18 protein-coding genes are annotated in these 25801 nt (G+C 69.7%); 8 read left to right on the forward strand and 10 right to left on the reverse strand.

Annotated elements, in window-relative coordinates; genetic code table 11:
* Window positions 1–41 precede the first annotated feature (41 nt).
* Window positions 42–2810: an ATP-binding protein gene (locus OG223_RS50495; RefSeq protein WP_443073819.1), complete on the forward strand. Its 2769-nt coding sequence runs from the start codon at window positions 42–44 to the stop codon at window positions 2808–2810.
* A gap of 34 nt (window positions 2811–2844) precedes the next feature.
* Here OG223_RS50495 and OG223_RS50500 read toward each other — a convergent pair whose 3' ends face one another.
* The 3 genes from OG223_RS50500 to OG223_RS50510 all read right to left on the reverse strand — a co-directional run bounded on the left by OG223_RS50500 (window position 2845) and on the right by OG223_RS50510 (window position 5458).
* Window positions 2845–3510 carry a nitroreductase gene (locus OG223_RS50500; protein ID WP_329264338.1) on the reverse strand — a complete coding sequence of 222 codons (666 nt, stop codon included), beginning with the start codon at window positions 3508–3510 and terminating at the stop codon, window positions 2845–2847.
* A 74-nt stretch (window positions 3511–3584) separates the two neighbouring features.
* Window positions 3585–5183 (reverse strand): cytochrome bc1 complex cytochrome b subunit, encoded by a 1599-nt coding sequence (gene qcrB, locus OG223_RS50505; RefSeq protein WP_329264340.1) that lies wholly within the window; start codon window positions 5181–5183, stop codon window positions 3585–3587.
* Between the two features lie 14 nt (window positions 5184–5197).
* Window positions 5198–5458, reverse strand: a complete 261-nt coding sequence (locus tag OG223_RS50510; RefSeq protein ID WP_329264342.1) for a WhiB family transcriptional regulator — start codon at window positions 5456–5458, stop codon at window positions 5198–5200.
* 187 nt (window positions 5459–5645) lie between these two features.
* Here OG223_RS50510 and OG223_RS50515 point away from each other — a divergent pair, with 187 nt between their 5' ends.
* Window positions 5646–6524, forward strand: a complete 879-nt coding sequence (locus OG223_RS50515) for an RNA polymerase subunit sigma (RefSeq protein WP_329264344.1) — start codon at window positions 5646–5648, stop codon at window positions 6522–6524.
* Between the two features lie 25 nt (window positions 6525–6549).
* Here OG223_RS50515 and OG223_RS50520 read toward each other — a convergent pair whose 3' ends face one another.
* The gene (locus OG223_RS50520; protein WP_329264346.1) at window positions 6550–7485 is read right to left on the reverse strand and encodes a sigma-70 family RNA polymerase sigma factor; all 936 of its coding nucleotides are present in this window, start codon (window positions 7483–7485) and stop codon (window positions 6550–6552) included.
* Between the two features lie 187 nt (window positions 7486–7672).
* Here OG223_RS50520 and OG223_RS50525 point away from each other — a divergent pair, with 187 nt between their 5' ends.
* Window positions 7673–8134 (forward strand): hypothetical protein, encoded by a 462-nt coding sequence (locus tag OG223_RS50525; protein ID WP_329264348.1) that lies wholly within the window; start codon window positions 7673–7675, stop codon window positions 8132–8134.
* Between the two features lie 12 nt (window positions 8135–8146).
* Here the strand turns inward: OG223_RS50525 and OG223_RS50530 are convergent, their stop codons facing one another.
* The 3 genes from OG223_RS50530 to OG223_RS50540 form a co-directional block, all read right to left on the reverse strand.
* Complete coding sequence (locus OG223_RS50530; protein ID WP_329264350.1) at window positions 8147–8527, reverse strand: hypothetical protein; 381 nt, start codon at window positions 8525–8527, stop codon at window positions 8147–8149.
* Window positions 8524–9879, reverse strand: a complete 1356-nt coding sequence (locus tag OG223_RS50535) for an NAD(P)/FAD-dependent oxidoreductase (RefSeq protein WP_329264352.1) — start codon at window positions 9877–9879, stop codon at window positions 8524–8526. Before OG223_RS50535 ends, OG223_RS50530 begins: the two co-directional genes overlap by 4 nt.
* A gap of 114 nt (window positions 9880–9993) precedes the next feature.
* Window positions 9994–10443, reverse strand: a complete 450-nt coding sequence (locus tag OG223_RS50540; RefSeq protein WP_329264353.1) for an SsgA family sporulation/cell division regulator — start codon at window positions 10441–10443, stop codon at window positions 9994–9996.
* 382 nt (window positions 10444–10825) lie between these two features.
* Between OG223_RS50540 and OG223_RS50545 the strand changes: the two genes are divergently transcribed.
* A complete protein-coding gene (locus OG223_RS50545; RefSeq protein WP_329264355.1) occupies window positions 10826–13612 on the forward strand; it encodes a helix-turn-helix transcriptional regulator in 2787 nt (928 codons plus the stop codon).
* Here the strand turns inward: OG223_RS50545 and OG223_RS50550 are convergent.
* Window positions 13609–16419, reverse strand: coding sequence for an ATP-binding protein (locus OG223_RS50550; RefSeq protein ID WP_329264357.1), 2811 nt, complete (start codon window positions 16417–16419; stop codon window positions 13609–13611). The two genes, OG223_RS50545 and OG223_RS50550, sit on opposite strands and share 4 nt — an antisense overlap.
* A 71-nt stretch (window positions 16420–16490) precedes the next feature.
* Window positions 16491–16865 (reverse strand): cupin domain-containing protein, encoded by a 375-nt coding sequence (locus OG223_RS50555; protein WP_329265888.1) that lies wholly within the window; start codon window positions 16863–16865, stop codon window positions 16491–16493.
* Between the two features lie 422 nt (window positions 16866–17287).
* Between OG223_RS50555 and OG223_RS50560 the strand changes: the two genes are divergently transcribed.
* From OG223_RS50560 to OG223_RS50575, 4 genes are all read left to right on the forward strand, one after another.
* Complete coding sequence (locus tag OG223_RS50560) at window positions 17288–18277, forward strand: ROK family glucokinase (RefSeq protein ID WP_329264358.1); 990 nt, start codon at window positions 17288–17290, stop codon at window positions 18275–18277.
* Window positions 18278–18414: 137 nt separating this feature from the next.
* Window positions 18415–19848 (forward strand): sugar porter family MFS transporter, encoded by a 1434-nt coding sequence (locus OG223_RS50565; protein WP_329264360.1) that lies wholly within the window; start codon window positions 18415–18417, stop codon window positions 19846–19848.
* Window positions 19845–20138, forward strand: coding sequence for a WhiB family transcriptional regulator (locus OG223_RS50570; protein ID WP_329264362.1), 294 nt, complete (start codon window positions 19845–19847; stop codon window positions 20136–20138). Before OG223_RS50565 ends, OG223_RS50570 begins: the two co-directional genes overlap by 4 nt.
* A gap of 189 nt (window positions 20139–20327) precedes the next feature.
* Complete coding sequence (locus OG223_RS50575; protein WP_329264364.1) at window positions 20328–23153, forward strand: ATP-binding protein; 2826 nt, start codon at window positions 20328–20330, stop codon at window positions 23151–23153.
* A gap of 147 nt (window positions 23154–23300) precedes the next feature.
* Here the strand turns inward: OG223_RS50575 and OG223_RS50580 are convergent, their stop codons facing one another.
* Window positions 23301–25532 carry an FtsX-like permease family protein gene (locus OG223_RS50580; protein WP_329264365.1) on the reverse strand — a complete coding sequence of 744 codons (2232 nt, stop codon included), beginning with the start codon at window positions 25530–25532 and terminating at the stop codon, window positions 23301–23303.
* Window positions 25533–25801: the final 269 nt, after the last annotated feature.

Raw genomic sequence — 25801 nt, forward strand, 5'->3', positions numbered from 1 at the left:
CCTACGAACGCTGGTCTATTCTGATGATCAGGGAGGCTGCCATGACGAGCCGCGGTTCATTTGCCGGACTCCTCGGGCGGCGAAGCGAGTGCCGGGTCCTCGACGACCTGTTGGCAGGCGCCAGGTCGGGGCGAAGTGGGGTCGTGGTCCTGCGCGGTGAGGCAGGGATCGGGAAGACCGAGCTGCTGAACTACGTCTGCGAGCGTGCCACCGGATGTCGCATTGTCAGGGCTGCCGGCGTCCAGTCCGAGATGGAGCTGTCCTACGCCGGCCTGCATCAGCTCTGCGCCCCTCTGCTGGGCGGCATCGACGATCTTCCCGAGCCTCAACGCGACGCCCTCTGCACGGCGTTCGGGCTGCGTGGTGGTGATACACCCGACCGGTTCCTCGTGGGCCTCGCCACGCTGAGCCTTCTTGCGCACGTCGGCGGGGACCAGCCGCTGGTGTGCCTCGTCGACGACGCGCAGTGGCTGGACGACGTGTCGGCGCAGACTTTGGAGTTCGTCGCCCGTCGGTTGTTCGCCGAGTCGGTCGTGCTCGTCTTCGCCGTCCGCGAGCCCACCGCCCGCAAGTCGATTGCCGGCCTGCCCGAGCTGCCCGTGAGGGGCCTGACCGAGAGCGACTCCCGGAAACTCCTCGACTCGGTCGTCACCGGCCCGCTCGACGACCGAGTACGCAGCCGTATCGTCGCCGAGACGCGCGGCAATCCGCTGGCCCTGCTCGAACTGCCCGGCGGGTTGGCCCCGGTGGACCTGACCGACGCCTTCGTGCGACCCGACGCGCGGCCGTTGTCGAGCCACATCGAGCAGGGTTTCCTTCGCCGTGTCCAGTCCCTCCCGGCCGAGACGCAGCGGCTGCTGGTCACCGCCGCCGCCGAGCCGGTCGGCGACGTGACGCTGTTGAGACGTGCGGCCGGGCGGCTCGGGATCGCCGTGGACGCTGCTGTGGAGCACGCAGAGACGTCGGGATTGATCACTTTCGGCACGTGGGTGCGCTTCCGGCACCCGCTGGTGCGCTCGGCGGCGTATCGCGCGGGGGGTCCGGACGGCCGTCGCGAGGCGCACAAGGCGTTGGCAGACGCGACCGACACCCAACTCGATCCCGATCGTCGGGCGTGGCATCTGGCCTGTGCGACGGCCGGACCGGACGAGACAGTGGCCGCAGAGCTGGAGCGCTCGGCGGACCGGGCGCAGGCGCGTGGCGGAATCGCCGCAGCAGCGGCCTTTCTCGATCGGGCTGCCGAGCTGACCCCGGATCCCGCACGCCGCGGAGCAAGGGCGTTGGCAGCGGCGCAGGCCAAATACCAGGCCGGCGCGTTCGACGCCGCGCGAGAGCTGGCGGACGCGGCGGAGCTGGGCCCCCTCGACGGTCTCGGCGCTGCGCAGTCGACATTGCTGCGCGGCCAGATCATGTCCGCATCGAAGAGTGCCAGCGCAGGTCTGCCACTGCTGCTGGAGGCGGCCAAGCGGTTCGAGCCGCTTGATCCCAGGCGCGCCCGCGAGACCTACCGCGACGCGATCTACGCGGCTCTCACCGCCGGCCGGCTCCCGAAGGGCGGCGTCCGCGAAGTGGCGAAGGCCGTACTGAGCGCATCGAGGCCCGCTGAGCCGACACGCGACGACCTCCTTCTGACGGGTCTTGCACGGGTGGCCACGCAGGGCTACGCCGCGGGCACGCCGATGCTGCTCAAGGCGCTGGCCGCATTTCGCACCGACGAGATCTCGGGGGCGGAGGGGCTCGGCTGGCTCCCGCTCGCCTGCCGCTTGGCGCACAGCGCCTGGGACTTCGAGAGCTGGTCCCTGCTCTCGGCGCGATTGGTCGACCTGGCACGCGAGACCGGAGCTCTGTCCGTACTGCCGTCGGCTCTGCTGCTGCGTCTGTCGAATCGGGTCTTCGCGGGCAACCTCGCCGGAGCCGACTCCCTCGTCGTGGAGGCGACCGCGATCGGCGAGGCGACCGGCAGCAGGTTCTTCGCGCACTACGGGGCGCTCGTCGTCGAGCCGTGGAGGGGCCGGGAGTCCGAGACCCGGCAGGCGATCGAGGCAATCACCCAAGACTCCCTTCTGCGAGGAGAGGGCAAGGTGACAACCGCCACGCAATGGGCGGCGGCGGTGCTCTACAACGGCCTCGGTCGATACGAGGAGGCCTATGCGGCCGCCAAGCGCGGTTGCGAGAACCCACAGGAGCTCGGCCTGTACCTGCAGTCGATGGTTGAGCTCATCGAGGCAGCAGCACGACTCGGAAGACCGGAAGACGCAGCGGAGACAGTCCGGACGATCCACGACATGACGCAGGCCAGTGGCACCGACTGGGCTCTTGGCACCTCGGCCAGGGCCCGTGCGCTGGTGAGCGACGGCCAGGCCGCCGACGCTTTGTACCGCGAGGCGATCGAGCGACTCGGCAACACCGAGGTCAAGACGGAGCTGGCACGTGCCCAACTTCTCTACGGCGAGTGGCTTCGCCGCGAGAACCGCGGCGCGGACGCCCGTGCTCACCTGGCCGCCGCCCACGAAATGCTCGGACAGATCGGGGCCGAGGCTTTCGTGGAACGTGCGCGACGCGAGCTGCAGGCCACGGGAGCGAAGGTTCGTAAACGCAGCGCCGCGACGCACGAAGCCCTCACTCCGCAGGAGGCGCAGATCGCCCGTCGCGCCGCCGACGGGCTCACGAACCCCGAGATCGGCGCCCAGTTGTTCATCAGTCCCCACACGGTCGAATGGCACCTCCGCAAGGTGTTCTCGAAGCTCGGCATTTCCTCCCGCAAGGAGATCCGCACCATGCGGCTCGAAGGCGAGGCGACGTCGGCCTAGGCCGTGAGGCGCCGTGAACCGGCCGACGATGGTACTAATATTCGACGAACGTGACCGTCTCATCGAGCGGCGCCCTGCCCGTACGGGCGTGGTCGATCGAGACGTCCTCGTATCCGATCGACATGCCGCAGAAGAGCATGAGCTCGTCCGGCGGTGCCAGGACCTCCGCGACGCTCCTGCGGAACTTCGCCCACGCCATCTGCGGGCAACTGTGCAGCCCCTCGGCGCGGAGCAGCAGCATGACGGTCTGCAGATACATGCCGGCGTCGGACCACTGGGCCGGGCCCAGATCGCGGTCGATGTAGCAGAACAGGGCGGTGGGCGCACCGAAACAGTCCCAGTTCGCGGAAGCGCCCCTCTGGCGCGCCTCCACGTCCTCGCGCGGAATGCCGAGTGCGCCGTAGCGCTGCTCACCGAAGGCGGACCGACGCTCGTGGTAGGGGGATTTGAGTGCGGGCGGGTACTGCTCGTACTCCGGTTCGTCCCAGACGTCACCCGCGGCTAATCGCTTGCCGGCGTTCTTCTTGAGCCTGGCCAGTGGCCCGCCGGTCACCACATAGGCGCGCCACGGCTGGATGTTCGATCCGGACGGCGCCCAAGCCGCAGCGGACAACACGCGCTCCAGCACCTCCCTCGGGACAAGCCGGTCGGTGAATCCGCGCACCGCCCGGCGGCTCGTGACCGCCTCGTAGACGTCCAAGATCGCCCACCTCCCCATCTGGTCAACGCGTCGGCTTCGGTTCCGACGTGCCGCAGGCTCGAGAACGGGTCTGGTCACCGGTGAACTCCTTTGACCGGAGTTTTCTTGTCCTTGTATTCCTGCACCGTCGGTTTGGTGATCTGCGCCCCCTCGCCGTACAGGCTTTTGCTGAGCCGGGCACGCAGTTGCCGGGAAAGGCGGAACACGGTGTTCGGATTCGCCGCTCCGTTCGCTGTGCCAGGGTCGATCGGCCGGTACTGCTCATGCTGGGTGAGAAGGTGGAGTTGCTCCTGACCGAGCGGCTGGTGCACCTCGACGAATTCGCCGTCGGGGAGGCGTTTGATGATGCCGGTCTCGCGTCCGTGGAGTACCTTTTCGCGGTCGCCGCGCTGAAGTCCGAGTGCCCATCGTTTCGTCACGGAGTACGCCGCGACGGGCACGACGAACAGACCGATGCGGACGGCCCACGTCACCGACTCGACCGGGACATGGAAGCGGACGGCGATGATGTCGTTCCCGGCGCCGATCAGGGCCACCGCGTAGAAACTGAGCCAGGAGACGCCAAGTGCCGTGCGCACCGGCCGATTTCGGGGTCGGTCCAGCAGGTTCTGCTCGCGTGCGTCCCGGGTCACCCAGGACTCGATGAACGGATACACGCCCAGGGCGAGGAAGAAGCCGACACCCGCGGTGAGCGGAATCAGGTTGTCGAGCGCCAGGGTGTGACCCCAGAAGGTGATCTCCCAGCCCGGCATCACCCGCAGCAGCCCGTCCGCCACGCCCATGTACCAGTCGGGCTGCGACCCGGCCGAGACCTGGTCGGCACGGTAAGGCCCGTACTGCCAGACGGGGTTGATCTGCGCGATCGCGGCGACGACGAAGACGGTGCCGGTCACCAGCAGGAAATACCCGGCGGACTTGACCGCACGTACCTTGGCCGGCACGCCCACGACATTGCCGTTGGTGCGGCCACGGCCCGGGTACTGGGTGTGCCCGTGGTGGAGCACCAGGGCCAGATGCGCGGTCACGAGTGCCACCATGAGGGCGGGGATGAGCAGCACATGGATGGTGTTGAAGCGCGCCACCAGGTCATGGCCCGGGAACTCGCCCCCGAAGAGGAACATCGACAGATACGTTCCGACGATGGGGACGGACAGGATCGTTCCGTTCACGACGGCGAGGCCGGTCCCGGAGAGCAGATCGTCCGGGAGGTCGTATCCCGTCAGTCCCGCGAACATGGCGAGGACCAACAGCAGGAATCCGAACAGCCAGTTGACCTCGCGCGGCTTGCGGAAGGCGCCCGTGAAGAACACCCGCATCATGTGCGCGAGCAGGGAGGCCACGAAGACCAGCGCCGCCCAGTGGTGGGCCTGCCGGATCAGCAGACCGCCGCGCACGTCGAAGGAAATGCGCAGGGTCGACGCGAACGCCTCCGACATCATCTGGCCGCGCAGCGGTACGTAACTGCCGTCGTACCGCACCTCGTTCATCGACGGATGGAAGTAGAAGGTCAGATACACGCCCGTGACGACGAGAATCACGAAACTGTAGAGGCAGATCTCCCCGAGCAGGAACGACCAGTGGTCCGGAAAAGCCCGTCGGGCCTTTTCTCTGACGAGGCGGGGGACGCCCAGTCGTCCGTTTGCCCAATCGGCCACCCTTTCACCCTTGCCCATGTTGCTGCCGCTCGTCACAGATCGCTCGGGCAGGGTTGCGCCCGCTGAGTATCGAGTCCGCGCATCGCACGGCGTTCCCATTCCGTCGTTCCGCCCCAGATGCCGTCCGCCTGCCCCACTCGTACGGCCCATTCGAGACACTGCTCCGCGACGGGACAACGGCCGCACACGGCCTTCGCCTCGTCGATCTGCCGAAGTAGGGGACCGCTGTTCGATATGGGGAAGAAGAGCTCGGGGTCTACGTGCAGGCAAGCTGCCCGTTCACGCCATTGCATGGCATGGTCACCTCGTTCGGCAGTCAAGGAAAAAAGCGGTGCTGTCCTGTACGACCGGGCAGCCGCCGTATGTGTGACACACGGTCGCGGCGAGCCCGTGTCACAAGATCCGGGGGGTCCCGGTCTTAGGGGGTAAGCCGACGCCCCGCCATGTGTGGGGCCGTGCGAGCGAGAGGGAGGATGCCCAATGGACCAGGGCGATGCGGTACCGATCGCCGAGCTGTGGGAGGAGCGTCGGTTCCTGCTCGATGTCGCCCGCTGGATGCTGGGTGACCCGGGTGCGGCGGAGAGCGTCGTCGACGAGGCGTATCAGCGGTGGTACGGGCTGTCCGACGCGGCGCGCCGACAGATCACCGTCCCCCGGTCCTGGCTGGCGAAGACCGTGGGTGGAATCTGCCTGGGCCGGCTCGCACTGCCCGGCCGGGGCGCGGCCGGCCCGGAGGTGGAGGATGGACGGCCGTCGGAGGTGGAGGAGGAGGCCGGCCGGGTCGTACTGAACGCGCTGGAGTCGTTGTCGACGGCCGAGCGCGCGGCGTTCGTGCTCCGCGCTTTCGGTTTGGCGCCGGGCGCGGTCGCCGACATCGTGGGCCGCACGGAGCCCGAGCTCGCCGAGCTCGCCGAACGGGCCAGGCAGTGGCTGCAGTTGCAGCGCACCCGCTCCACAACGCCACAACAGCATGACGCCGCCGTCCGCGCTGTGTGCCGGGCGTGCGTCACGGAAGACGGCGAACTGCTCACGTCGTTGCTGTGTCCGGACGTCACGGCGTTCTTCGACGGGGGCGGCAAGGTGCGGGCACTGACCGGACCGGTCCACGGCAGTCGGCCGGTCACCGACAGTCTGCTGACCCTCCTGGCCCGCCGCCCACGCACCACGTTGACGACCCATTCCGTCAACGGCCGGACCGGCCTCGTCGCCCGCTACGGCCGCCAGGTCGCCGCCGTCATCAGCCTCGACGTCGCGAACGACCGGGTCGCCCAGCTCTGGGTCATGCTCAATCCCGACAAACTTCGATCCTGGAACCAGCCCCGCACCGACGGTGGCGCAGGCTCGGTCGCGAGCCCGTGACAGCAAGGAGGACCTCACGCCGCCGTCACACACCGTCCGGCACGGCGTCGAGGGACCTCGCGAGACGGGAACGCGAATCGAGGAAGCCGGCGATCTTGCTCGGAGTGAACACCCACAGCACCTGGTGAATGCCGTACTTCGAGGCGGTGGCGGTCATGAAAGCGAGGGTCCGCCCGTCCCGGCGGACCAGCACGCCCGTAGCACCGTTGGCATCGACCAGCTCGAGCTCCGCCTCCCGCCAGAGGTGCCGATAGGCCGAGAGTCTGGCCACCCGGGCGCGGCCCAGCACGGGCACCCGGGCACAGCCCCGCATTCCGTTGCCGTCGGAGAGGCTGACGACACCGGGTGCGAGCAGGGCCTCCAGTGATGCCACGTCTCCCGTCCGGGCCGCTGAGACGAAGGCGGTCAGCAGGCGTCGGTGCTCGGCCGCGTCCACGCTCTCCCGTCGCTCGTCCAGCAGGTGACGACGAGCACGGCTCACGATCTTCCGCACATTGACGACGCTGAGTTCGAGCATGTCGGCGATCTCGGCGTAGGCGTAGTCGAACGCCTCACGGAGTACATAGACGGCACGCTCGACGGGAGTCAGCTTCTCCAGCACCAGCAGCAGGGCCAGCTCCACCGCCTCAGCGCGCTGAGCACCGACCTCCGGGTCCGCGCTCGTGTCGACTGGCTCCGGCAGCCACGGTCCGATGTACGTCTCCCGGCGCACGCGCGCCGACTGCGCGACGTTGATGGCCAGACGAGTCGTCGCGCTCGAAAGGAAGCCCGCGGGATTGGCCACCACCGAGCGGTCGGTCTTCTGCCAGCGCAGCCACACCTCCTGGACCACGTCCTCGGCCTCGACCGCGCTGCCGAGTACGCGGTAGGCGATCCCGAAGAGCCGCTTGCGATGGAGTACGAAGACGGCGACGGCCCCGTCGAGATCGTCGGGTGGGGTGGGGGACGGTTCGACATACATGATCCATTGGCCTCCGTTGCTCCGTTTCATCCGCTGCATAGACCGCGGCCGACTGGTGCCTGTGACAGGGCCGGACAATGTTTTTTCACGAGCCGCCGGAATCCCACTGTTCGGCACACTGAGATGTTCTGTCTGGCACCCGAAGCACTGCATATGATGTCGACAAGGGTTGAGGAGGGGAGAAAACATGGTCTCTACGAGCCGAACAGCGCACAGCATCGAGGTCACCGCCGAGGGCCTTCAGGAGGAACTGGCCCGGCTGCAGATCCAGAAGCAGGCGCTGGAAAGGGAGCTGGCCGCCGTCGTGGCACATCTCGGGTCGGTCCAGCGTGCTCTCGGGGCCCTGGCCAGCGTGATCGGCGCTCCGGCCGATGAGGCGCCGGAGGATGAGGACATCGCGCCCGCCACCTCCCGGCCGGACCATGACGAGGACGCGCACAAGCAGTACGGCAGGCTCACCGAGCAGATCATGAAGTACTTCACCGAGGTCGGCGACGTCGACGTGCGGGCCCGTGATGTCGCGGCGGCGCTCGACCGTGACGCCGACAGCGCAAGCATCAACGCGGTCCGCAGCACACTCGACCGTCTCGTCGCTTCCTCCCGTGTCCAGCGCGCCGGCAGGGGCCTGTATCGCGCCGGGCGTTCCTAGGCGGCGCCTCGGTCAGTGCGACGATCCCAGGATCACCACGACGCAGACGGTCATCGCGAGGGTGATCAGGACCATGGCGGTGAGTGTTCCCCGCAGCCATTGTCGGATCCGGACCTGGTGCTGCGCCTCCATCGCGTCGACGCGCTCGGCGATGTGGTCGGTCACCATGCGGGCGACGTGTCTCTGCTCATCGACGTACCACCTTCCGATGTCCCGCTTCTGCTCGGGAGTGAGCCCCTCCACGCGCGCGGTGAGGGCCGCCACGCGGCGGTGCGTCGCTCCCATGTGAGCCTCCTGGTACAGGTAGCCCTCGATGTCGGGCAGGCCGCGAGCGGCCTCCTCGCGTGCGGCCATGGCGTACCCCCGGTGGAAACGAGAACCCCACATGGTCATGCCGAACTGCCTTCCTTCGCCCGGTCGGCCTCCGGGTCCTGGGTGCGCCCGTTCGTGACGAAGGCGTCCCGCGGATGCTGCACGGAGGCGAGGGAGACGAGGTCCCGGCCCGTCAGGGCCGCCGTGAGCCAGACCGCCAGGACGCGGATCTTCCGCTCCCAACTGGGCACCGCCAGCACGTGATAGCCCCGGTGCATCAGCCAGGCCGGGAAGCCCTTGATGACGATGCCCTTGTACTGGAAGATGCCCCGCCCGAGCCCCAGCGTCGCCACCACGCCCAGGCTGCCGTGGCGGTAGTCCCGCACGCGCCGCCCGCGCAGATCGGCCACGAGGTTCCTGGCGAGGAGCCTGCCCTGTCGTACGGCGTGCTGGGCGTTCGGCACCGTGCGGGCGCCCGGTACCGGCGAGGCCAGGTCGGGCACGGTCGCGTCGTCCCCGGCCGCCCACACGTCCGGCACCGGTGCGCTGTCCGTGCCCACGCGCAGATCGGGCCGGACCAGCAGCAGGCCGCGCTCGTCGACCGGCAGGTCCGTGTGGTTGTGCACGACCGGGTTCGAGGCGTTGCCTGCGGCCCAGACGATCAGCGTGGAGTCGTACTCCTGGCCGTCGGAGAGGACGACGTGGCCGTCCTCGGCGGACAGCAACTGCGTGTTCAGGTGGACGTGCGCGCCACGGCGTTCCAGGTGGCGCACCACCCACGCACCCGGCCTGTCGCTCACCTCGGGCAGGATGCGGCCGCGGGCCTCGACGAGGTGGAACGACAGGTCGTCCAGGGCCAGTTCGGGATAGGACTTGAGCATCGCGGTCGCCAGCGACAGCAGTTCGCCGAAGCCCTCGACGCCGGAGAACCCGCCTCCGACGAACGTGACGGTGAGCAGCTTTCGCCGCTCGGGGCCGGGCAGCAGCGACGCGGCCTGGTCGAACGCGGTCATCAGCCGGTCCCGGATCGCCACGGCCTCCTCCACGTGCTTGAGACCGATGGCCCGCTGCGCGAGTCCGGGGATCGGGAAGGTACGGGTCACGGCACCGGCGGTGACCACGAGGATGTCGTAGCGCAGCTCGTAGGCGTCGCCGCGCACCGGGCGGACGGTCACCGTACGGTCCGCGTCACGGATCTCGGTCACGGTCCCCGCGATCAGCCGGGTACGGCCGAGATGGCGCCGCAGCGAGACGACGGCGTGCCGTGCCTCCACCGAACCGGCCGCCACCTCCGGCAGGAACGGCTGATAGGTCATGTACGGGCGCGGGTCGACGACCGTGACCCGCGCCTCACCCGGACGCAGCCTCTTCTGCAGACCCCATGCGGTGTAGAAGCCCGCGTAGCCGCCGCCGACGATCAGAATCTGTCGCATGATTCCCTCTGCTTCGTTGTCCGTCACCACGTAGACCGCGCAGGCCGCGCCGATGTGACATGCGCGCCGGGGACGGGGTTCGCGGTGCCGGTCCGTCGGGCTCGGAAAGGGCTCCTACCGAAGCGACCCGCCCGGATCGCTCAGGAGCTGGTGGACGGCTGCATCCATGTCCAGGTGGCGTTCCTCGGTGCCGGCGGGCACCATCGCGAGGGTTCGTCGCAGGAAGGCTTCCAGGGCTCGTGCCGAGACGGTCACGACGACCGCCTCCTGCCTGGGACACGGGCACAGCGCGATGTGAACCCTGCCCGCCCATGGGAGCCGGGAGGGCCACACCTGGATGTCGCCGACGCCGGTGAGCTTCTCCAGCCCGTCGAGGAGGAGATCGCGGCCGACCACCCAACGCACGGTCGCGTCGGTGCACATGTGGAACGTCAAGGACACCGCGTAGGGATCGGCTGTGTCGTAGGAAAGATCGAGCATCAATGGCCGGTCCACTCCTTCGGCGACGACCAGGCGGACCAGCATCCGGCACACCGCCAGGGTGCAACTGTCAGGTTCTCTCATCACATCACCGCTCGGTAAACCGGTGGGATCAAGGGGGGCTCGGAGGGCACACGGTGTGATGCGTCATGCGCCCGGTCGTGTGATTCAGGGACAACACGATTCTGCGAGGCACCGGTGTGCCCGCACCATCAGTCAAATGACCCGCGAGTCGCCGTGCAGTCACGTTACTGATGTTTGTCCTCGCGGGCCGGGTGCACGGTGATCCCAAGTCTTCCCGCCGTGCAGCGGGGAGGAGGGCGCGACGTACGGAGTACCCATGTCACTCGGCTCGAGCGCCGAACGGCTGCCCCGGCCCCCTTCTGGACACCTGCCCTCACGATGGTCGCAGCACCGTCCTGTACCGGCATCGCGCAGGGCCGTGCCCGAACCGTCGGGTGGGACCGTGCGGTTGGCCGCGGACGGCGGTCGGCCCCCTGAGGTGGTGGGCCGTGCGCGGCAAGTCCAGGAGATCAAGGCGTTGCTCGGGCCGGGAACGGCCACGGGCCGTGCCCTGTTGCTCTCCGGGGAGCCGGGGGTGGGCAAGAGCGTGCTGCTCGGCGAGGTCGCCAGGGGCATGTCCGGGGCGGGTGCCCGGGTGCTGTCGGCCGTCGGTGTCCGGTTCGAGGCCGAACTCGCCTACGCCGGTCTTCACCAGTTGCTGTTGCCGCTGAACGACCGGTTCGAGAGCTTGGGAGACCCACATCGGAAGGTTCTGCGCAGTGCGCTGGGCTACGGCGGCGATCCGGTGCCCGACGGGCCTCACGTCTCCCACTCGGTGCTCCTGCTGCTGCGCCGAGCGTCAGCCGAACGCCCTGTGTTCATCGTCGTGGACGACCTCGCCCGGCTCGACCGGGCCAGTTCGGCGGTGCTGGGCTTCGCCGCCCGTCGGCTGGCGGGCAGTCGTATCGGATTCCTCGCCGCCGCCAGGTCGGGAGCCGGGACCTTCTTCGATCGGGACGGGCTCACCCGGTACGAGGTGCCGCCGCTGGATCGCGACGCGGCCGCGGAACTGCTCGGAGCCCGCTTTCCGGGGCTGGCCGCATCTGTCCGGGACCGCGTCCTGGAGCAGGCGCAGGGCAATCCGCTGGCGCTCGTGGAGCTGCCCGCCGCGCTGAGCAGCGCGCAGCGCGGCGCGCTGGCCGGTCTGCCCGACGTACTGCCCCTCTCCCCACGTCTTCGGAGCCGCCACGCCTCGCGCGTGGCCGGCCTGTCGGCAGAATCGCGCCGACTCCTGCTGCTCCTCGCCCTCGACGACACCGGAGATCCGGGTGTCCTCCATACAGGGACGCAGGACCCGAACGCTCTTACGGCGCTGGCAGCGGCGGAATCGGACAGCCTGATCACCGTCGACGGCACGAACGGCCGGGTCGCCTTCCGCCATCCGCTGATGAGGGCCGCGATCGTCGACACCAGTACCCTGACCGAGCGCTGTCAGGCTCATCGCGCACTCGCCGAGATCCGCGCGGAGACACCTGAGCGGCGTGCCTGGCACCTGGGCCGGGCAACCCTCGTTCCCGACGAGCGTGTTGCCGCCCTGCTTGAGGAGGCCGGGCATCGCGCCGCCCGACGAGGTGACGCCTCAGCGGCCGTCGCCACCTTCACCAGGGCCGCCGAGCTGAGCGCCCGTTCCGCGGACCGAGGACGCCGGCTGACCCGGGCCGCCTACCTCGGTGCGGACGCGACCGGTGAGGTGCGCTCGGCGTCGGAGCTCCTCGACCGTGCCCGGCGCGCGGACCCGGACCTCACCAGGTCTCCGCTCGCTGCCGCCACCGGGGCGCTCCTCCTGCTCAACGGCGGTGACGGTGACATCGACATGGCTCACCGCCTCCTGGTGTCAGCCATCGAGAACGGCACCCACGGGTACGACGCCGGGGACGACGCCCTCATCGAGGCACTGCGTGTGCTGCTGCTCGTGTGCTGGTCCGGTGGTCGCGACGCCCTGTGGGAACCCTTCCACGCCGCCCTCGACCGTCTGAAGCCGACTGCTCCGCCCATACTCTCCGCCTATGGCAAGAGGCCGGCGGACCCGGTCGGCACCGGCTCGGCCGGCCGTCAGCAGCTCGACTCGGTCCTCGACGGCATCCGGAACGGCGAGGACCCGGGGCAGATCGTCCGCATCGGTACGGGCCCCGTCCACGCCGACCGGCTCGCGGAGCTACGGGACGTCTCCTGGCACGCGGTCCGTCAAGGCCGCCGGGGCGGCCACGTCCGCCGGCACATCGACGCGCTCATGCACCTGTGCCTGCAGGCGTTCCCGACAGGCCGGTGGGAGGAGACCGGAACGCTGGCCGACGAGGGACTGAGAATCTGCGACGAGCGCCAGTACCCCTTCTACGCCTGGTACTTCGAGTACCACCAGGCTCTGCTCGCCGCCGTCCACGGGCACTTCGAGGAGAGCCGGAGCCTGGCCGACCGGATCACGCAGTGGGCCGTGCCCCGTGGGGTTCTGGGGGCGGCGGCCTTCGCCGACCACGCCCGGGGCCTCGCCGAACTCGGTGCGGGCGACTACGAATGCGCATATCGCCACGCTGTGGCGATCAGCCCAGCCGGCCACCTCGCGTCCCACGCTCCGCACGTGCTGTGGGCCGGCATGGACCTCGTGGAGGCGGCGGTGCACACCCGGCGCACCGGTGAGGCAGAAGCACACGTGCGTGCGATGCGGGAAGCCGGTGCCGCGGCGCTCTCCCCGCGGCTGGCGCTGCTGGTGGCGGGCTCCGCCGCACTCGTCGCACCCGCTGACGGCGCGATCGTCGGCTTCGAGCAGGCACTGGCCGTCCCAGGCGCGCGGGGCTGGCCCTTCGACCTGGCCCGGATACGGCTGGCCTACGGTGAGCGACTGCGGCGCATGCGCTTCGTCACGGAGGCCCGGACCCAACTGGACGCGGCGGCCGAGGCGTTCGAGCGTCTGGGCGCCCGGCCGTGGGCCGACCGGGCAGCGGGCGAACTACGCGCCACCCGTCGGTCCCGGACCGGGACGAAGCACGGCTCCGTGACTCTCACCGCGCAGGAACAGGAGATCGCCGCACTCGCGGCTTCCGGGATGACCAACAAGCAGATCGGTGAACGTCTCCACCTTTCGCCCCGAACCGTGGGCTCGCACCTCTATCAGCTGTTCCCGAAACTCGGAATCGCCTCACGCGCGGCACTCAGGGACGCACTCGCGTCTCTTCCCCCGAGTACCGCGTTCTAGGGCTGCGACGAGGTGGGAGACCGCTCCGCCCGGGGCCGCTCCGGCGGCAGTGCGGCGAGGGCCTCGCCGAGGGTGACACGAGAGGTGATGCCGAGCTTCGGGAAGATCCGGTGCAGGTGGGCCCCCACGGTTCGGTGGGAGAGAAACAGACGTTCGCCGATCTGTTTGTTGGTCATTCCGGAGGCGGCGAGTGCGGCGATCCGGTGTTCCTGTTCCGTGAGCTGGATGGTCCCCAGGTCCTGGCGGGCCCGCGTGGCGGTACGGCCGGTGGCCCGCAGTTCCTCCGCCGCTCGCGCGGTCCATGGTGCGGCCCCGAGACGGCGGAAGGTTGTGAGGGCGGCGGCGAGGTGCACCCGGGCTTCCCTGACGGCCCGTGTGCGACGCAGGTGCTGCCCGTAGGCCAGACGGACCCGCGCGAGGTCGAAGGGCCAGCGCTCGGCACCGGGAACGGTGAGCGCTTCCTCGAAGTAGTCGGCGGCCCGGTCCTCCGAGGCGGCGATCGCGGCCGAACCGGCGGTGACCAGTGCCAGGCGGGCGGAGACGCCGGGCAGACCCGTCTGCCGCATCGCGGCGACATGCGCGAGTGCCTCGGCCCGCCGCCCGCTGCGGACGGCGGCTTCCACGAGGTCCATGGGAACCCACAGGGCCAGCGGGGCATGGGGGGCCAGCACACCTGAAGGGCTGATCGCCGATGCAGCGAGGTAGGCCTCCTCGTGGTCCTCGCGTCCAAGGGCGGCCAGTGCCGTCATGTGCAGTGCGAAGTGCTCGATGGTTCGGGCGCCGCGGGACACCGCCCACTCCGTGATCCCCTGCGCCAGTTCCCGCACCGTGCCGCCGTCGCCCCGCGCCGCGGCGAGCAGGCCCTGGGCCCGGTGGAACTGCTGGGCCAGCAGTTGATAGCCGTGGGCTTCGCACAGCGCCAGCCCCTCTGCCGCGAGACGGCCGCACTCGTCCCACCGACCCGTCATGAAGTCGTCCAGGCACAGCACCACCAGTGCGATGAGGGCCGAGGTGACCGCGCCGCCCTCGCGCCCGTCGTCGACGACGGGCCAGAGAGCCGCACGGCACCCCGTCGCCCGGTCCACGAAGAGCGCCGCCATCGAGATCCGTTCGATCCGGCTCGGGTCCGACTCCAGGTGCAGGTCGCGGATCACCGCGTCGAGCAGGCCGAGGGAGGCCGCGGAGGAACGTGCCGGGTCCGCGTAGACGTCGCCGAGCACTTCCTGGAGGGGAGGCATCGGCACGGTCAGCTGGGACATGGCCGCGTGATACGTACCCCAGAGCTCGGATCTGCCCGCGCACAGACACACCCTGCGCAGGGTGCACAGCGCCTCGAAGAGCGACTCGTCGTCACCGTCGGACCTGCCCTCGCGGGTCGTGATCGCACCGACGAGCAGCCGGTGCGCGGTGTTGACGTCACCGTCGCGGTTGAGCAGTACGTGGGAGGCCGCGGCCGCCGCCCGCAGCGATCCCCTCAGGTCCGGGTCGGCGCGCCGGGCCTCGACCAGCAGTTCCGCCGCCGTGCGCAGCTCTCCGGCGACATCCGCGCCCACGAAGGCGGCTTCGGCCAGCCGTCGGCTGCGGTCCGCGGGATCGGGAGTGAGGTCGGCGGCCCGTACCAGCGCGTTGAACGCGCCGACGGCGTCGCCGCGCCGGCGGACCCGATGGGCGGTGTGCTCCAGGAGTGCCGCGACCCGCTCGTCCGGATCGGGCGTGGCCTCTGCCAGGTGCCATGCCCGGCGATCGGGCTGATCGGTCAGTGCCCGGGCCAGAGCGTGGTGGGCACCCAGGCGCTGACCGCCGGTCGAGCCCGACACGATCGTCGCGCGGATCAGTGGATGGCGGAAGGACAGCCGCCCCAGGCCGCCGTGCTCGACCCGCAGCAACTGTGCCCGCTCCGCGGGGGCGAGCAGGGACAGTACGTCCTCGCCTGGGGCGGCGGCCCGCAGGACCGGCAGGTCGCCGCTGTCCTCCAGCGCGGCCAGAAGCAGCAGGCGGCGGGAACTTGCCGGCATCTCCGCGACCCGGGAGGCATAGAGGTCCTGCAGCCGACGGCTGAGCGGGAGCACCTCGGACAGCACCACTCCCGCGCTGCCCCGCGAGTCGTCGAGTGCGACCGGCAGTTCCAGCAGGGCCAGCGGATTGCCCTGGGCCTGTGCGAGGACATGCCGCAGCTCCCGCCCGGCGAGCATCGGGAACCGGGTGCCGACCAGGTCGGTCGCGGCCTCGTCGTTCAGCGGCGACACGGTGAGTTCGGGAAGTCCCGCACGTTCGAAGAAACTCTCGAACCCCGGCCGTGAGGCGGCGAGAAGGCCCACCCGGCTCCCGGTCAGCCGCCGGGCGACGAACGCGAGCGCCGAGGCGCTGGCCCGGTCGATCCACTGCAGGTCGTCGATGACCAACAGAACCGGACGGATGCTCGCGACCCTGCGGAGCAGCGCCAGTACGGCCCCGTAGGCGACCAGCCGATCCACTGTGGCCCCGTCACGTGCGCCCAGCACGACGGTCAGGGCCTCGCGGTGTGCCGGGTCGAGTCCGTCGTACTCGTGCAGCAGGGGTTCGAGTACGTGGTTCAGTCCGGAGAAGCTCAGATCCGCGAGGAACTCGACCCCGGCCGAGCGCAACACCAGCGCACCGGCCGTCGTCGCCGCCTTCGCCGCGGCATCCAGGAGAACGGACTTGCCGACGCCCGGCTCCCCGGACAGCAACAGCACCCCACCGCGGACGAGCACCTGGTCGACGTACGACCGGAGCAGCTCCAGCTCCCGGTCGCGTCCCACCAGCCCCTCGGTCGTACTGTGCGACATCGATCCATCACCGGCCACAGTGGCCCCCTTCGAGAACTGCCGTGACGAACTCAGCGTCTCCGAGCGGTGGTTCAGTCGGCGGAAGGCCGCGGGGCACGCAGATGGGCCCGCTTCTCCAGCTCGTCCTCGTCGACCGGCGTGAGCATCGGCCGGCCGGGGGCGCCCAACATGACGACGACGTACTTGGCCGGCGTGTCCGACAGGGCGTTGCCGTTCTGGTAATGGATCACGTCACCGCCCGGCTCCCAGAACGTCTCACCGGCCTTGATCACACGCTCGGGCTCGCCTTCGAGTTCCCACCGGACGGCACCTTCGGCGACGTAGCCGAGACACGGCCCCGAGTGCCGATGCGGTGGCGTACCGGGATGGCCCGGCGGCCACTCGACCAGCACGGTCATCGCCGAAGCACCCTCCGGCACGAAGGGCGGCCTGACGTTCGCCAGCATCCTGGGGCCGGTCGCTTGCCGGCCCTCGCGCTCGCCGTTGCCGCCCGTTGATTCCGTCTCCAACACCGTGTGACACCTCCGTCAATCTGCTTGCCTCACGGGAGGAGACCGGGCACGGCCCGCATGTGTGACACGGCGGGCGGACGAAATCCAGGACGCAGTCGAATGACTCAAGCAACTCGACGCCGGATCGCGGAAGCTGAGGCAGTCCCTGGATCGGCAGCGAACCGTCACCTTCGGGGTGCCGAAGCCACCTGCCCGGCGTTCCGGATGGTGATGAGCCGACTCTCCTTCCTTTCCTTCACATGGCAAAACAACGTTAGGAACCACACCATGTTTCTCCTTTTCGTCGACCTGGAGCGGTCAGGTGGACACACACGTCGCCACGCGCCCCACGAGTTCGACCGCGTGGACGGTGCCGCATGAACGAACAGAACGGCGGTCTGACCGTCGGCGTCGATCTCGGCGGCACGAAGATCGCCGCAGGGGCGGTCGACCCGGCAGGGGAGGTGGTCTCCCGTGTGCGCATCCCCACCCCGCACGATCCGGACCGGATCGCCGAGGCGGTCGCCGAGGCGGTACAGAGGGTCCGCGCGGGTCGGTACGAGGTCCGGGCGGTCGGCGTCGGAGCCGCCGGATACGTGGACGCGGACCGCTCGACGGTGCGCTTCGCGCCCAACCTGGGCTGGCACGACAAGGCGATCCGAGACATCGTCCAGGAGGCCACCGGGCTTCCGGTCGTCGTCGAGAACGACGCGAACGCGGCCGCATGGGGCGAGTTCATCCACGGAGCCGGTGCCGGGCACGACGACATGCTGATGGTCATGGCGGGCACCGGCCTCGGTGGAGGCATCATCAGCCGCGGCCGGCTCTTCCGAGGCCGCTTCGGCATGGCGGGCGAGATCGGCCACTACCGGGCGGTCCCCGACGGCCTGCCATGCCCCTGCGGCCAGCACGGCTGTATGGAGCAGTACGCCAGCGGAGCTGCCCACACGCGCCGCGCCCGCGAGATGGCGGTCGCCGATCCGGCACGGGCCGCGGCGGTGCTCGCCCTGGGCGACGGCACCCCCTCCGGCCTTGAGGGCCACCATGTGACCAAGGCCGCCCTCGGCGGCGACCCCTTCTCCCTCGACGTGTTCGCGCAGTCGGGCCGCTGGCTGGGCCAGGCTCTCGCCGACCTCGCGTCCATCCTCGATCCGTCCGTCATCGTCATCGGCGGCGGCCTCGGCGACACCGGCGAACTGATCAGGCGTCCGGCCGAGATCTCCTACCGTCGGGCCCTCGGCGGCGGGGAGCACCGTGTCTACGCCGAGGTCCGCACCGCCACCGCCGGATCGGATGCCGGCCTTGTCGGCGCGGCCAACCTGGCGCGCCTCCACGAACTGCTCTCGTCCCCGGCCTCCGTTCTCTGACCCGCGACGGGCTCGCCCGCAGGCCCGAAGAGCGGCCCAGGGGCGCCGGCGCAGTCGTCCTCCCGATCCGCGTCCTCTACGACCGGTGCTCCCGCCCGCGAGTCCGGGCACCCGGTCCCGTGAAGGAGTGCTTGTCCATGACCTCGAACGCCTCTTCCGCGGAGTCGGCCCACTCAAGGGCCGCGCTCCGCCCGACCAACCTCCGGCGCATCACCTACATATCGGCGGCCGCGTCGATCGGTGGCTTCCTGTTCGGCTACGACAGTGCCGTCATCAACGGCGCCGTCACCGGAATCCAGCACCGGTTCGATGTCACCTCCAGTGAGACGGGCACCATCGTCGCCTCCGCCCTGCTCGGTTCCGCCTTCGGTGCGGCCGTCGCCGGGCGTCTCGCCGACCGCGTCGGCCGTCGGCGCGTGATGCACCTGGCAGCGGTTCTCTTCGCGATCAGTGCGCTCGGCTCGTCCATGCCCTTCTCCGCCTGGGACCTGGGAGCCTGGCGCGTCATCGGCGGTATGGCGATCGGCCTCGCCTCACTGATCGGCCCCACCTACATCGCCGAGGTTGCGCCGCCCGACCACCGCGGTCGGCTTGCCTCGTTCCAACAGGCGGCCATCGTGCTCGGCATCACCGCCTCCCAGCTGGTCAACTGGGGTATCGCCCAAGGGGCCGACGGCAAGAGCGAAAACTCGTTGGGTGCCCTGCATGCCTGGCAGTGGATGCTCATGGCCGCCGTCGTACCGGCACTCGCCTACTTGCTCCTGACTCTGCGCATCCCTGAGTCGCCGCACTTCCTCGTCGCCACGGGCCGCGAAGTCCAGGCCCTCGCCGTAGTGCGTGACCTGCAGGGCACAAACGCCGGCGCCGAGGACCGGATCGCCGAGATCCAGCACGCGCTCAGGACCGACCACAAGCCGCGGGTACGCGATCTGCTCGACGGCCGCTTCGGGCTGCTGCCGATCGTGTGGGTCGGCATCGGGATGGCCGTGTTCCAGCAACTCGTGGGCATCAACGTCATCTTCTACTACTCGTCGCTGCTGTGGCAGTCGGTGGGCATCGACCAGGCCAGCTCCCTGCTGATCAGCCTTTCCACGTCCATCATCAACATCGTCGGAACCGTCGTGGCGATGCTGCTGATCGACCGGATCGGCCGCAAACCGCTCGCGCTGACCGGCTCGGCCGGCATGGCCGTGTCGCTGGCTCTGGCCAGCTGGGCGTTCTCGTACCGGACAGGCAGTGGCAGCAGTCTGTCCATCCCGGACACTCAGGGCACCGTGGCACTGGTCGCCGCCCACGCCTTCGTCTTCTTCTTCGCGGTCTCCTGGGGTGTGGTGCTCTGGGTGATGGTCGGCGAGATGTTCCCGCTGCGCATCCGCGCCGCCGCGATGTCGGTCGCGACCGCCGCCAACTGGATCGCCAACTGGGCCGTCACCGAGAGTTTCCCCCGCATGTCGGACTGGAACCTGTCGTCCACCTACGCCGTCTACGCGGGCTTCGCCGTGCTGTCCTTCGTCTTCGTCGCGGTACGGGTGCGTGAGACCAACGGCAAGAAGCTGGAGGAGATGGGATGACAGCGCCGCGCACCCCTCGGCTGAACAACCGTGCCCTGCCTGTCCGTTCGGTGGCGGGTTGGTGGCTTGTCGCGTCCTGCCGCGGCGCCGACATCGAGACCTTCTTCCCTCCTCCGGGCGACCTGGCGACCGTCCGACGGGCGCTGATGATCTGCGATCGGTGCCCGGTACGGGTTCCGTGTCGCCGGTACGCGCTCGACCACCGGGAACGGCACGGGATCTGGGGCGGTCTGACCGAGGAGACACGCGAAACCCTCATCCGCATGGGACCCACGAAGTGTCCCTCCTGACGCCGAACTGAACCCAACAGCGCCGTCATCGACAGAACCCGCCGGAGACCACCATCCCGGCGGGTTCTGTCGATGACGGCGTCTTCGAATCCCGGCCCCGGCGCGGCAGTACCGACGAGGTCGAGTCGTTTGACTGATGCTGCGGGCGCACCGAGGGCGTAATGAGGCGCGATTAGAATGCCGTGCGACGTGACCTTCTGCACGGAGGAAGCCGCACATGGTCAGCCCAGCAGTCGGAGCCTTCCCGAGGCCGAACCCGGCACCCGCGCGATGATCGGCCGGGACGAGGAGCTGCGTATCCTGCGCACGCTGCTGGCGGACGCGGCGGACGGACACGGTGGTGCGCTGTTGATGCACGGCCCCGCCGGCGTCGGCAAGTCGGCGCTGCTGCGCACCGTCGGCGCCGACGGCACCGAGGGCGGATTCAACGTGCTGAGCGCGGCCGGTGTGGAGACCGAGCTGTGGCTGCCGTTCGCGGCCCTGCAACTGCTGCTGCGACCGGTCGCCCACGGCATCGAGAAGCTGCCGACCCCGCACCGGACCGCGCTGGTCGACGCGTTCAGCGCCACGCAGACCGAACCCCACATCTTCCGGGTCGCGCTCGCCGTACTCGAACTGCTCGCCGACGAGGCCGACCGGGAGCCGCTCCTGCTGATCGTCGACGATCTGCAGTGGATCGACGCACCGAGTCGGGACGTCCTCAGATTCGTGGCCCGGCGCACCCGCGACCTCCCCGTACTGATCATCGCCGCGTCCCGGGTCCGCTCTCCAGAGTCCTACGACCCGAGCGCGCAACCGGACCTCCCTCTGCAGCCACTCGGGTCGTCGGCTGCCGCCGAACTGCTCGATACGGCCGCGCCGGACCTGTCGGCGCCGATCCGGGCCTTCATCCTGGAACGCGCCGCGGGCAACCCGCTGGCCCTGGTCGAGCTGCCCAAGACGGTGCAGGACTTGGCACCGCAGATGGACGATCTGCCGCTGACCCAGCGCCTGGAGGACGCGTTCGCCGCGCGTACGGACTCGGTGAGCCCGGAGTGCCGCAGGCTCCTGCTGGCCCTGGCCGCCGAGCCCAACGCGCCACTGAACCGGCTGCTGGACGTGTCGAGTCGTCTGACAGGCACGGCGGTTTCCGTGAAGGCGGTGCAGGAGGCGGTCGACGCGGGTCTGGTCGTTCTGGTCGGCCGTACTCTTGAGTTCCGGCATCCGCTGATGCGTTCGGCGATCTATACCCGTGCCAGCGTCTCCGATCGGCTGGACACTCACCGCGCCGTCGCAGAGGCCATGGCCGACACACCCGAGCACCAGCTTCTTCACCTGGCCGCCGCATCGCTCGGTCCGGACGAGGAACTCGCCGTCAGGCTGGAACGTTTCGCCGACACGGCGCTGGCCCGGGGCAAGGTGGCGTCGGCCGTTCCGGCCCTGCGTCAGGCGGCCGAGCTGGTCCAGGACCCGCGCCGCAGGACCGAGATCCTGGTGCGGGCAGTGGAGTCGGCCAGCGAGATCAACGACCGGGTTCACACCCAGCTGTTGCTGGACCGGGCCGACATGAGCGAACTCGGCCCACTGGAACGGGCTCGTCTTATGGTCGTGTCCGACAAGGCGGCGTTCGAACCCGACGAGCCGCACCGCCGGATCGAGGACATGGTGACCACGGCGGCCGGCGCGTTCGACGCAGGCGGTGTGCGGGTCGCCGAGAACCTGTTGTGGCGGGCCGCCGCCCGGTGCTTCTTCCAGGACGGCGACGCACGGGTGCGCACGCTGGCCTCGGCCGAGCTGGACCGATGGAACCCTGATCCGGACGCTCCCGTCGTCCTGGCGGTACGGGCGTACACCGAGCCGTACCGGTACGGCGCCGAGGTGATCGCACTGCTCGACGGCCTCCGCCCGGACCACGAGGACGGCCGGATCACGCATTTCCTCGGCAGCGGCGCGATGGTCCTGGGCGACGTCACCCGCGCCGCCCGGTACCTGTCGCTGGCGGCCGCGGCGTGGCGGTCGCAGGGCAGGCTCGGGCTGCTCGCCCGGTCACTTGCCGGGAGTTGGCCGCGGGTGTACCTCGGTCAGCTAGATCGGGCCCGCGAGGAGTCCGGCGAAGGACTCGCCCTGGCCGAGGAGAGCGGGGAATGGATCGTCTGGCTGGGGGTGAAGGCGACGGGGAGTCTGGTGGCGGCGCTGCGCGGCGAGTCCGAGGCCGCGGCGCGGATGCTCGGCGAGCTCCGTGCCCACCGGCTGTTCCCCGGCATGCCGTTCGCCGCCGTGATGGCGCAGCAGGTCGAGGGCCTGCTGGCGCTCTTCGACGGCCGCGCGACCGAGGCGTACGACGCCATCTCCCGCGCGTTCGATCCCGCCGACCCGCACTACCACTCGGTCAGTCGCTGGCTGCTCGCACCGGACCTGGCGGACGCCGCGGTGTCCGCGGGCACCGTGCAGCAGGCCCGGGAACTACTCGACGGACTCCCCGAGTTGGCCGCCAGGCTGCCCTCGGAAATGATGGTGGTGGCCCAGGCCTACACGGAGGCGGTGCTGGCGCCGGACGACACGGCGGAGGAGCGCTACACCGCGGCGCTGGCCGCGCTGCCCGCCGGCTGGGCCCTGGCGCGAGCCCGGCTGCACCTGCACCACGGCCGCCGGCTGCGTCGGCAACGGCGCAACGTCGACGCCCGGAGTCCGCTGCGCACCGCGCGCGACGAGTTCGACCGGATCGGCGCGCGGCCCTGGGCCGAGACGGCTCGTGAGCAACTGCGCGCCGCCGGCGAGTCGAGCGGTCGGCGGCAGGCGAACACCAGCGACCGGCTGTCGGCCCAGGAGATGCAGATCGCGGTGCTGGCGTCGCAGGGGCTGAGCAACCGGGAGATCGCCCAGCGCCTGTTCATCTCGCACCGCACCGTCGGAGCCCATCTGTACCGCATCTATCCCCGCTTGGGCATCACCAGCCGCGGCAGGCTCGCCGCCGCGCTCGCCGCACTCCACGACGAACACCCGACGGCCGATTCGCCAGGGGCCAACACCGGCTGACGGCGCGTCGGCCCCAGACGGTGTCCAGCGTGGGTCGGCCGGAGGAATCGTCGGTAGCAGCGGAGAGCTGCAGCCAGGCCGAGAAGGGTCAGGTGGTTGCGGGGGAACCTCGCACGAAGGATGCCCCGCCGTGAGGGACGGCATCGCTCACTCGAAGCGGATGTTCTCCGGGTGCGAGGACCGCCACAATGTGGGGAGCGTCAGCACGGTCACGGCGACGCTGGCGGCAGCTCCGATGCCTGCTATCGCCAGCATGCTGTTCCAGTCGTAGACCGCTGTCCTGCCGATGAGACCGAGCAGCGCGCTGCCGAGGGCGGTTCCCACCACTCCTGCGACGAGTAGTCCTGTCGCGACCGGCAACGCGGTCTGCCACAGGATCGAGTGGATGAGGGTGCGCCGCGGGGTGCCGAAGGTGACGAGCACAGCCAGGACGCGTTTGCGGTCCCGGAGTTGTTCGATCGTACCGAGCAGCAAACTTGCCGCGATCAGCAGCAGGACGGCGGTCACCCCGGCCAGCAGGTCCCGCCTGATCCCGTCGAGAGCCATGTCGCCCTTGGCCTGTGTGGGGAAATCGACGGTGAAGGAAGGGTCCAGCCGGGCGGCTGCCGTGCGAAGCCGGTCCTGGATGTCTTCACTGGACGTCGAGTACCTGATGCTGATGGTGCTCACAGCGTCCGCCATCGTCGAGGAGCCGGCTGCTCGGGGGGTGGCGAGCAGCATTTTCTCGGGGAAGGCACCTTGTGGATCGCTGCTCCTGGCCTCGACGGTGGCGGTGATGTGCGGCACCTTCCACAGGGGGCCTTTCATGTCCAAGCGCATCGTGCTGCCCGACTTCCACACGGTCGTGTCGGCGGAGCTGGGGCTGTTCCGCGGGGTGACGACGAAGGCATCTCCATCGGTGCAGCCGGGCAGCGAGGCAAGCAGTGTCAGCTGGCCGCATCCTGCGACGCGGACCGTCTGCGGGAAATCGTCATCGGACCCGCTGACGGACAACTCCGCGTAGCCGATCGCTTGTTGCACGCCGGGCGTTGCGGAGAACACTGAGGCGTACCGATCCCTGTACCCCTTGTCGTCGTCGAGACTGGCGACGCCGATATGCGTGCTCGGCGTGGAACTGTTCCTGGCTGCCCCGCTGCCGCCGTTCTGACCGTGCGCGATCCCGGTGAAGAGGGTCTGCAGTGCTACGGCACCGGCCACGGCGACGACGATACCGTTGACCGAGCGGGTGGAGGCTTCGCTGCTCAACTGCAACCGACGGACGGCCAGTTGCCAGGAGAGGGGACCGAATCCGCCGGAGACCCTGGTGAGTTGCTCCAGGATCCAGGGCAGAATGGCGGTCACGCCGACGAGCAACGCCAGCATGCCGACAACGATCAGAATGACGCTGGTGGCACTGCGTAGGTCGGATCCGCCCCGCGCTGACGTCCGTAGCAGAAGCAGTCCGAGTACGGGCACAGCGATGCGCCACCACAGCCGTCGTGTGGCACCACCGGACTTGCGAACCACCCCGAGGGGTTCGACCACCACCCCGTTCATCGCCAGCCTCGTTACGGCGAGAGACAGCACGACCACGCCGACCACCGTGAGTGCCGCCAGAACGGGCTGCGGGCTGAGGTCCTCGGTGAACACACTGAGTCCCGGTATGTCCATCAACCCGATGAACTGTCGGCCGAACAGGAACAGGACCGCGCCCAGGGCGACGCCGAGCAGCGCGCTGACCAGCGTCTCGCCTGCGGCGATACGGGCGGTCATCCGACGGTCCGCGCCTACCAGCCGTAGCGCGGCCAGCCTTCGGTCGCGGTGTTCGCCGCCGAACCGGACGGCTGCGGCGATGAACACCGCGACCGGGGCGAGCAGCACGACCATCCCGACGATACTCAGCAGCGCGAGCTCGGGGTCGAGCGGTTTCGCTGGATAGGCCTTGCCGAAGTGGTCCAGTCGACGGGCTCCTGCGACACCGTCCGCCATGTGTTCGCCGCCCAGATAGAAGGCGTATTCGCCGGGCCCGACCAGACCCCGGTCCGCGACTTCTCCCGTGATGGGATGGTCGAGGCGCTCGCGAAGCAAGTCACTCCCGGGCGCGGCCAGCAGCTTCCGGAGTGCCGGTGAGACGACCATCTCCCCGGGACGCGGGAATCGCGTGACTCCGGGAGGCAGCGGCGCCGCAGGCCCCTCGGGTTCCAGCATCCTTCCCCGGATTTCCCTGCCTCGGAACACCGTGTCAATTTCACTGAGCAACACCGTGCTGCGAGAGGGTGTGATGACCCGGTCGTCGAGATTGATGTCGATCCGGTTGTGGATCCGTTCGTCTCGGTGGTGTCTGGCAGTGGGTACGCACGAGGCCAGCAGCAGCAGTGCGACCCCCAGTCCGATGCCCACGGCCATCAGGACGGTACGCACCAAACCGTCCCGGCCGCCGGTCATGGCGAGCCGTGCGCCGAAGCCGAGAGCGCGAAGACTTCCGAATTGCTGTCGACGACGTGGGGCCGATGGGGAGACGGCCTGTCGCACATGCTGCAGACGTGGGTTCACTGGCAACCTCTCGTGCTGGGCGCGGAGCGCCGACGACCATGCCTCTGGCCGTGGGGTGACAAACCACCCAAGGTGTGCCCGCAAGAGCCTTTGAAGGGCCGATGCCTGAAGCTTCT

Origin of the sequence: Streptomyces sp. NBC_01478 (assembly GCF_036227225.1) — a bacterium.
Lineage (GTDB): Bacteria > Actinomycetota > Actinomycetes > Streptomycetales > Streptomycetaceae > Streptomyces.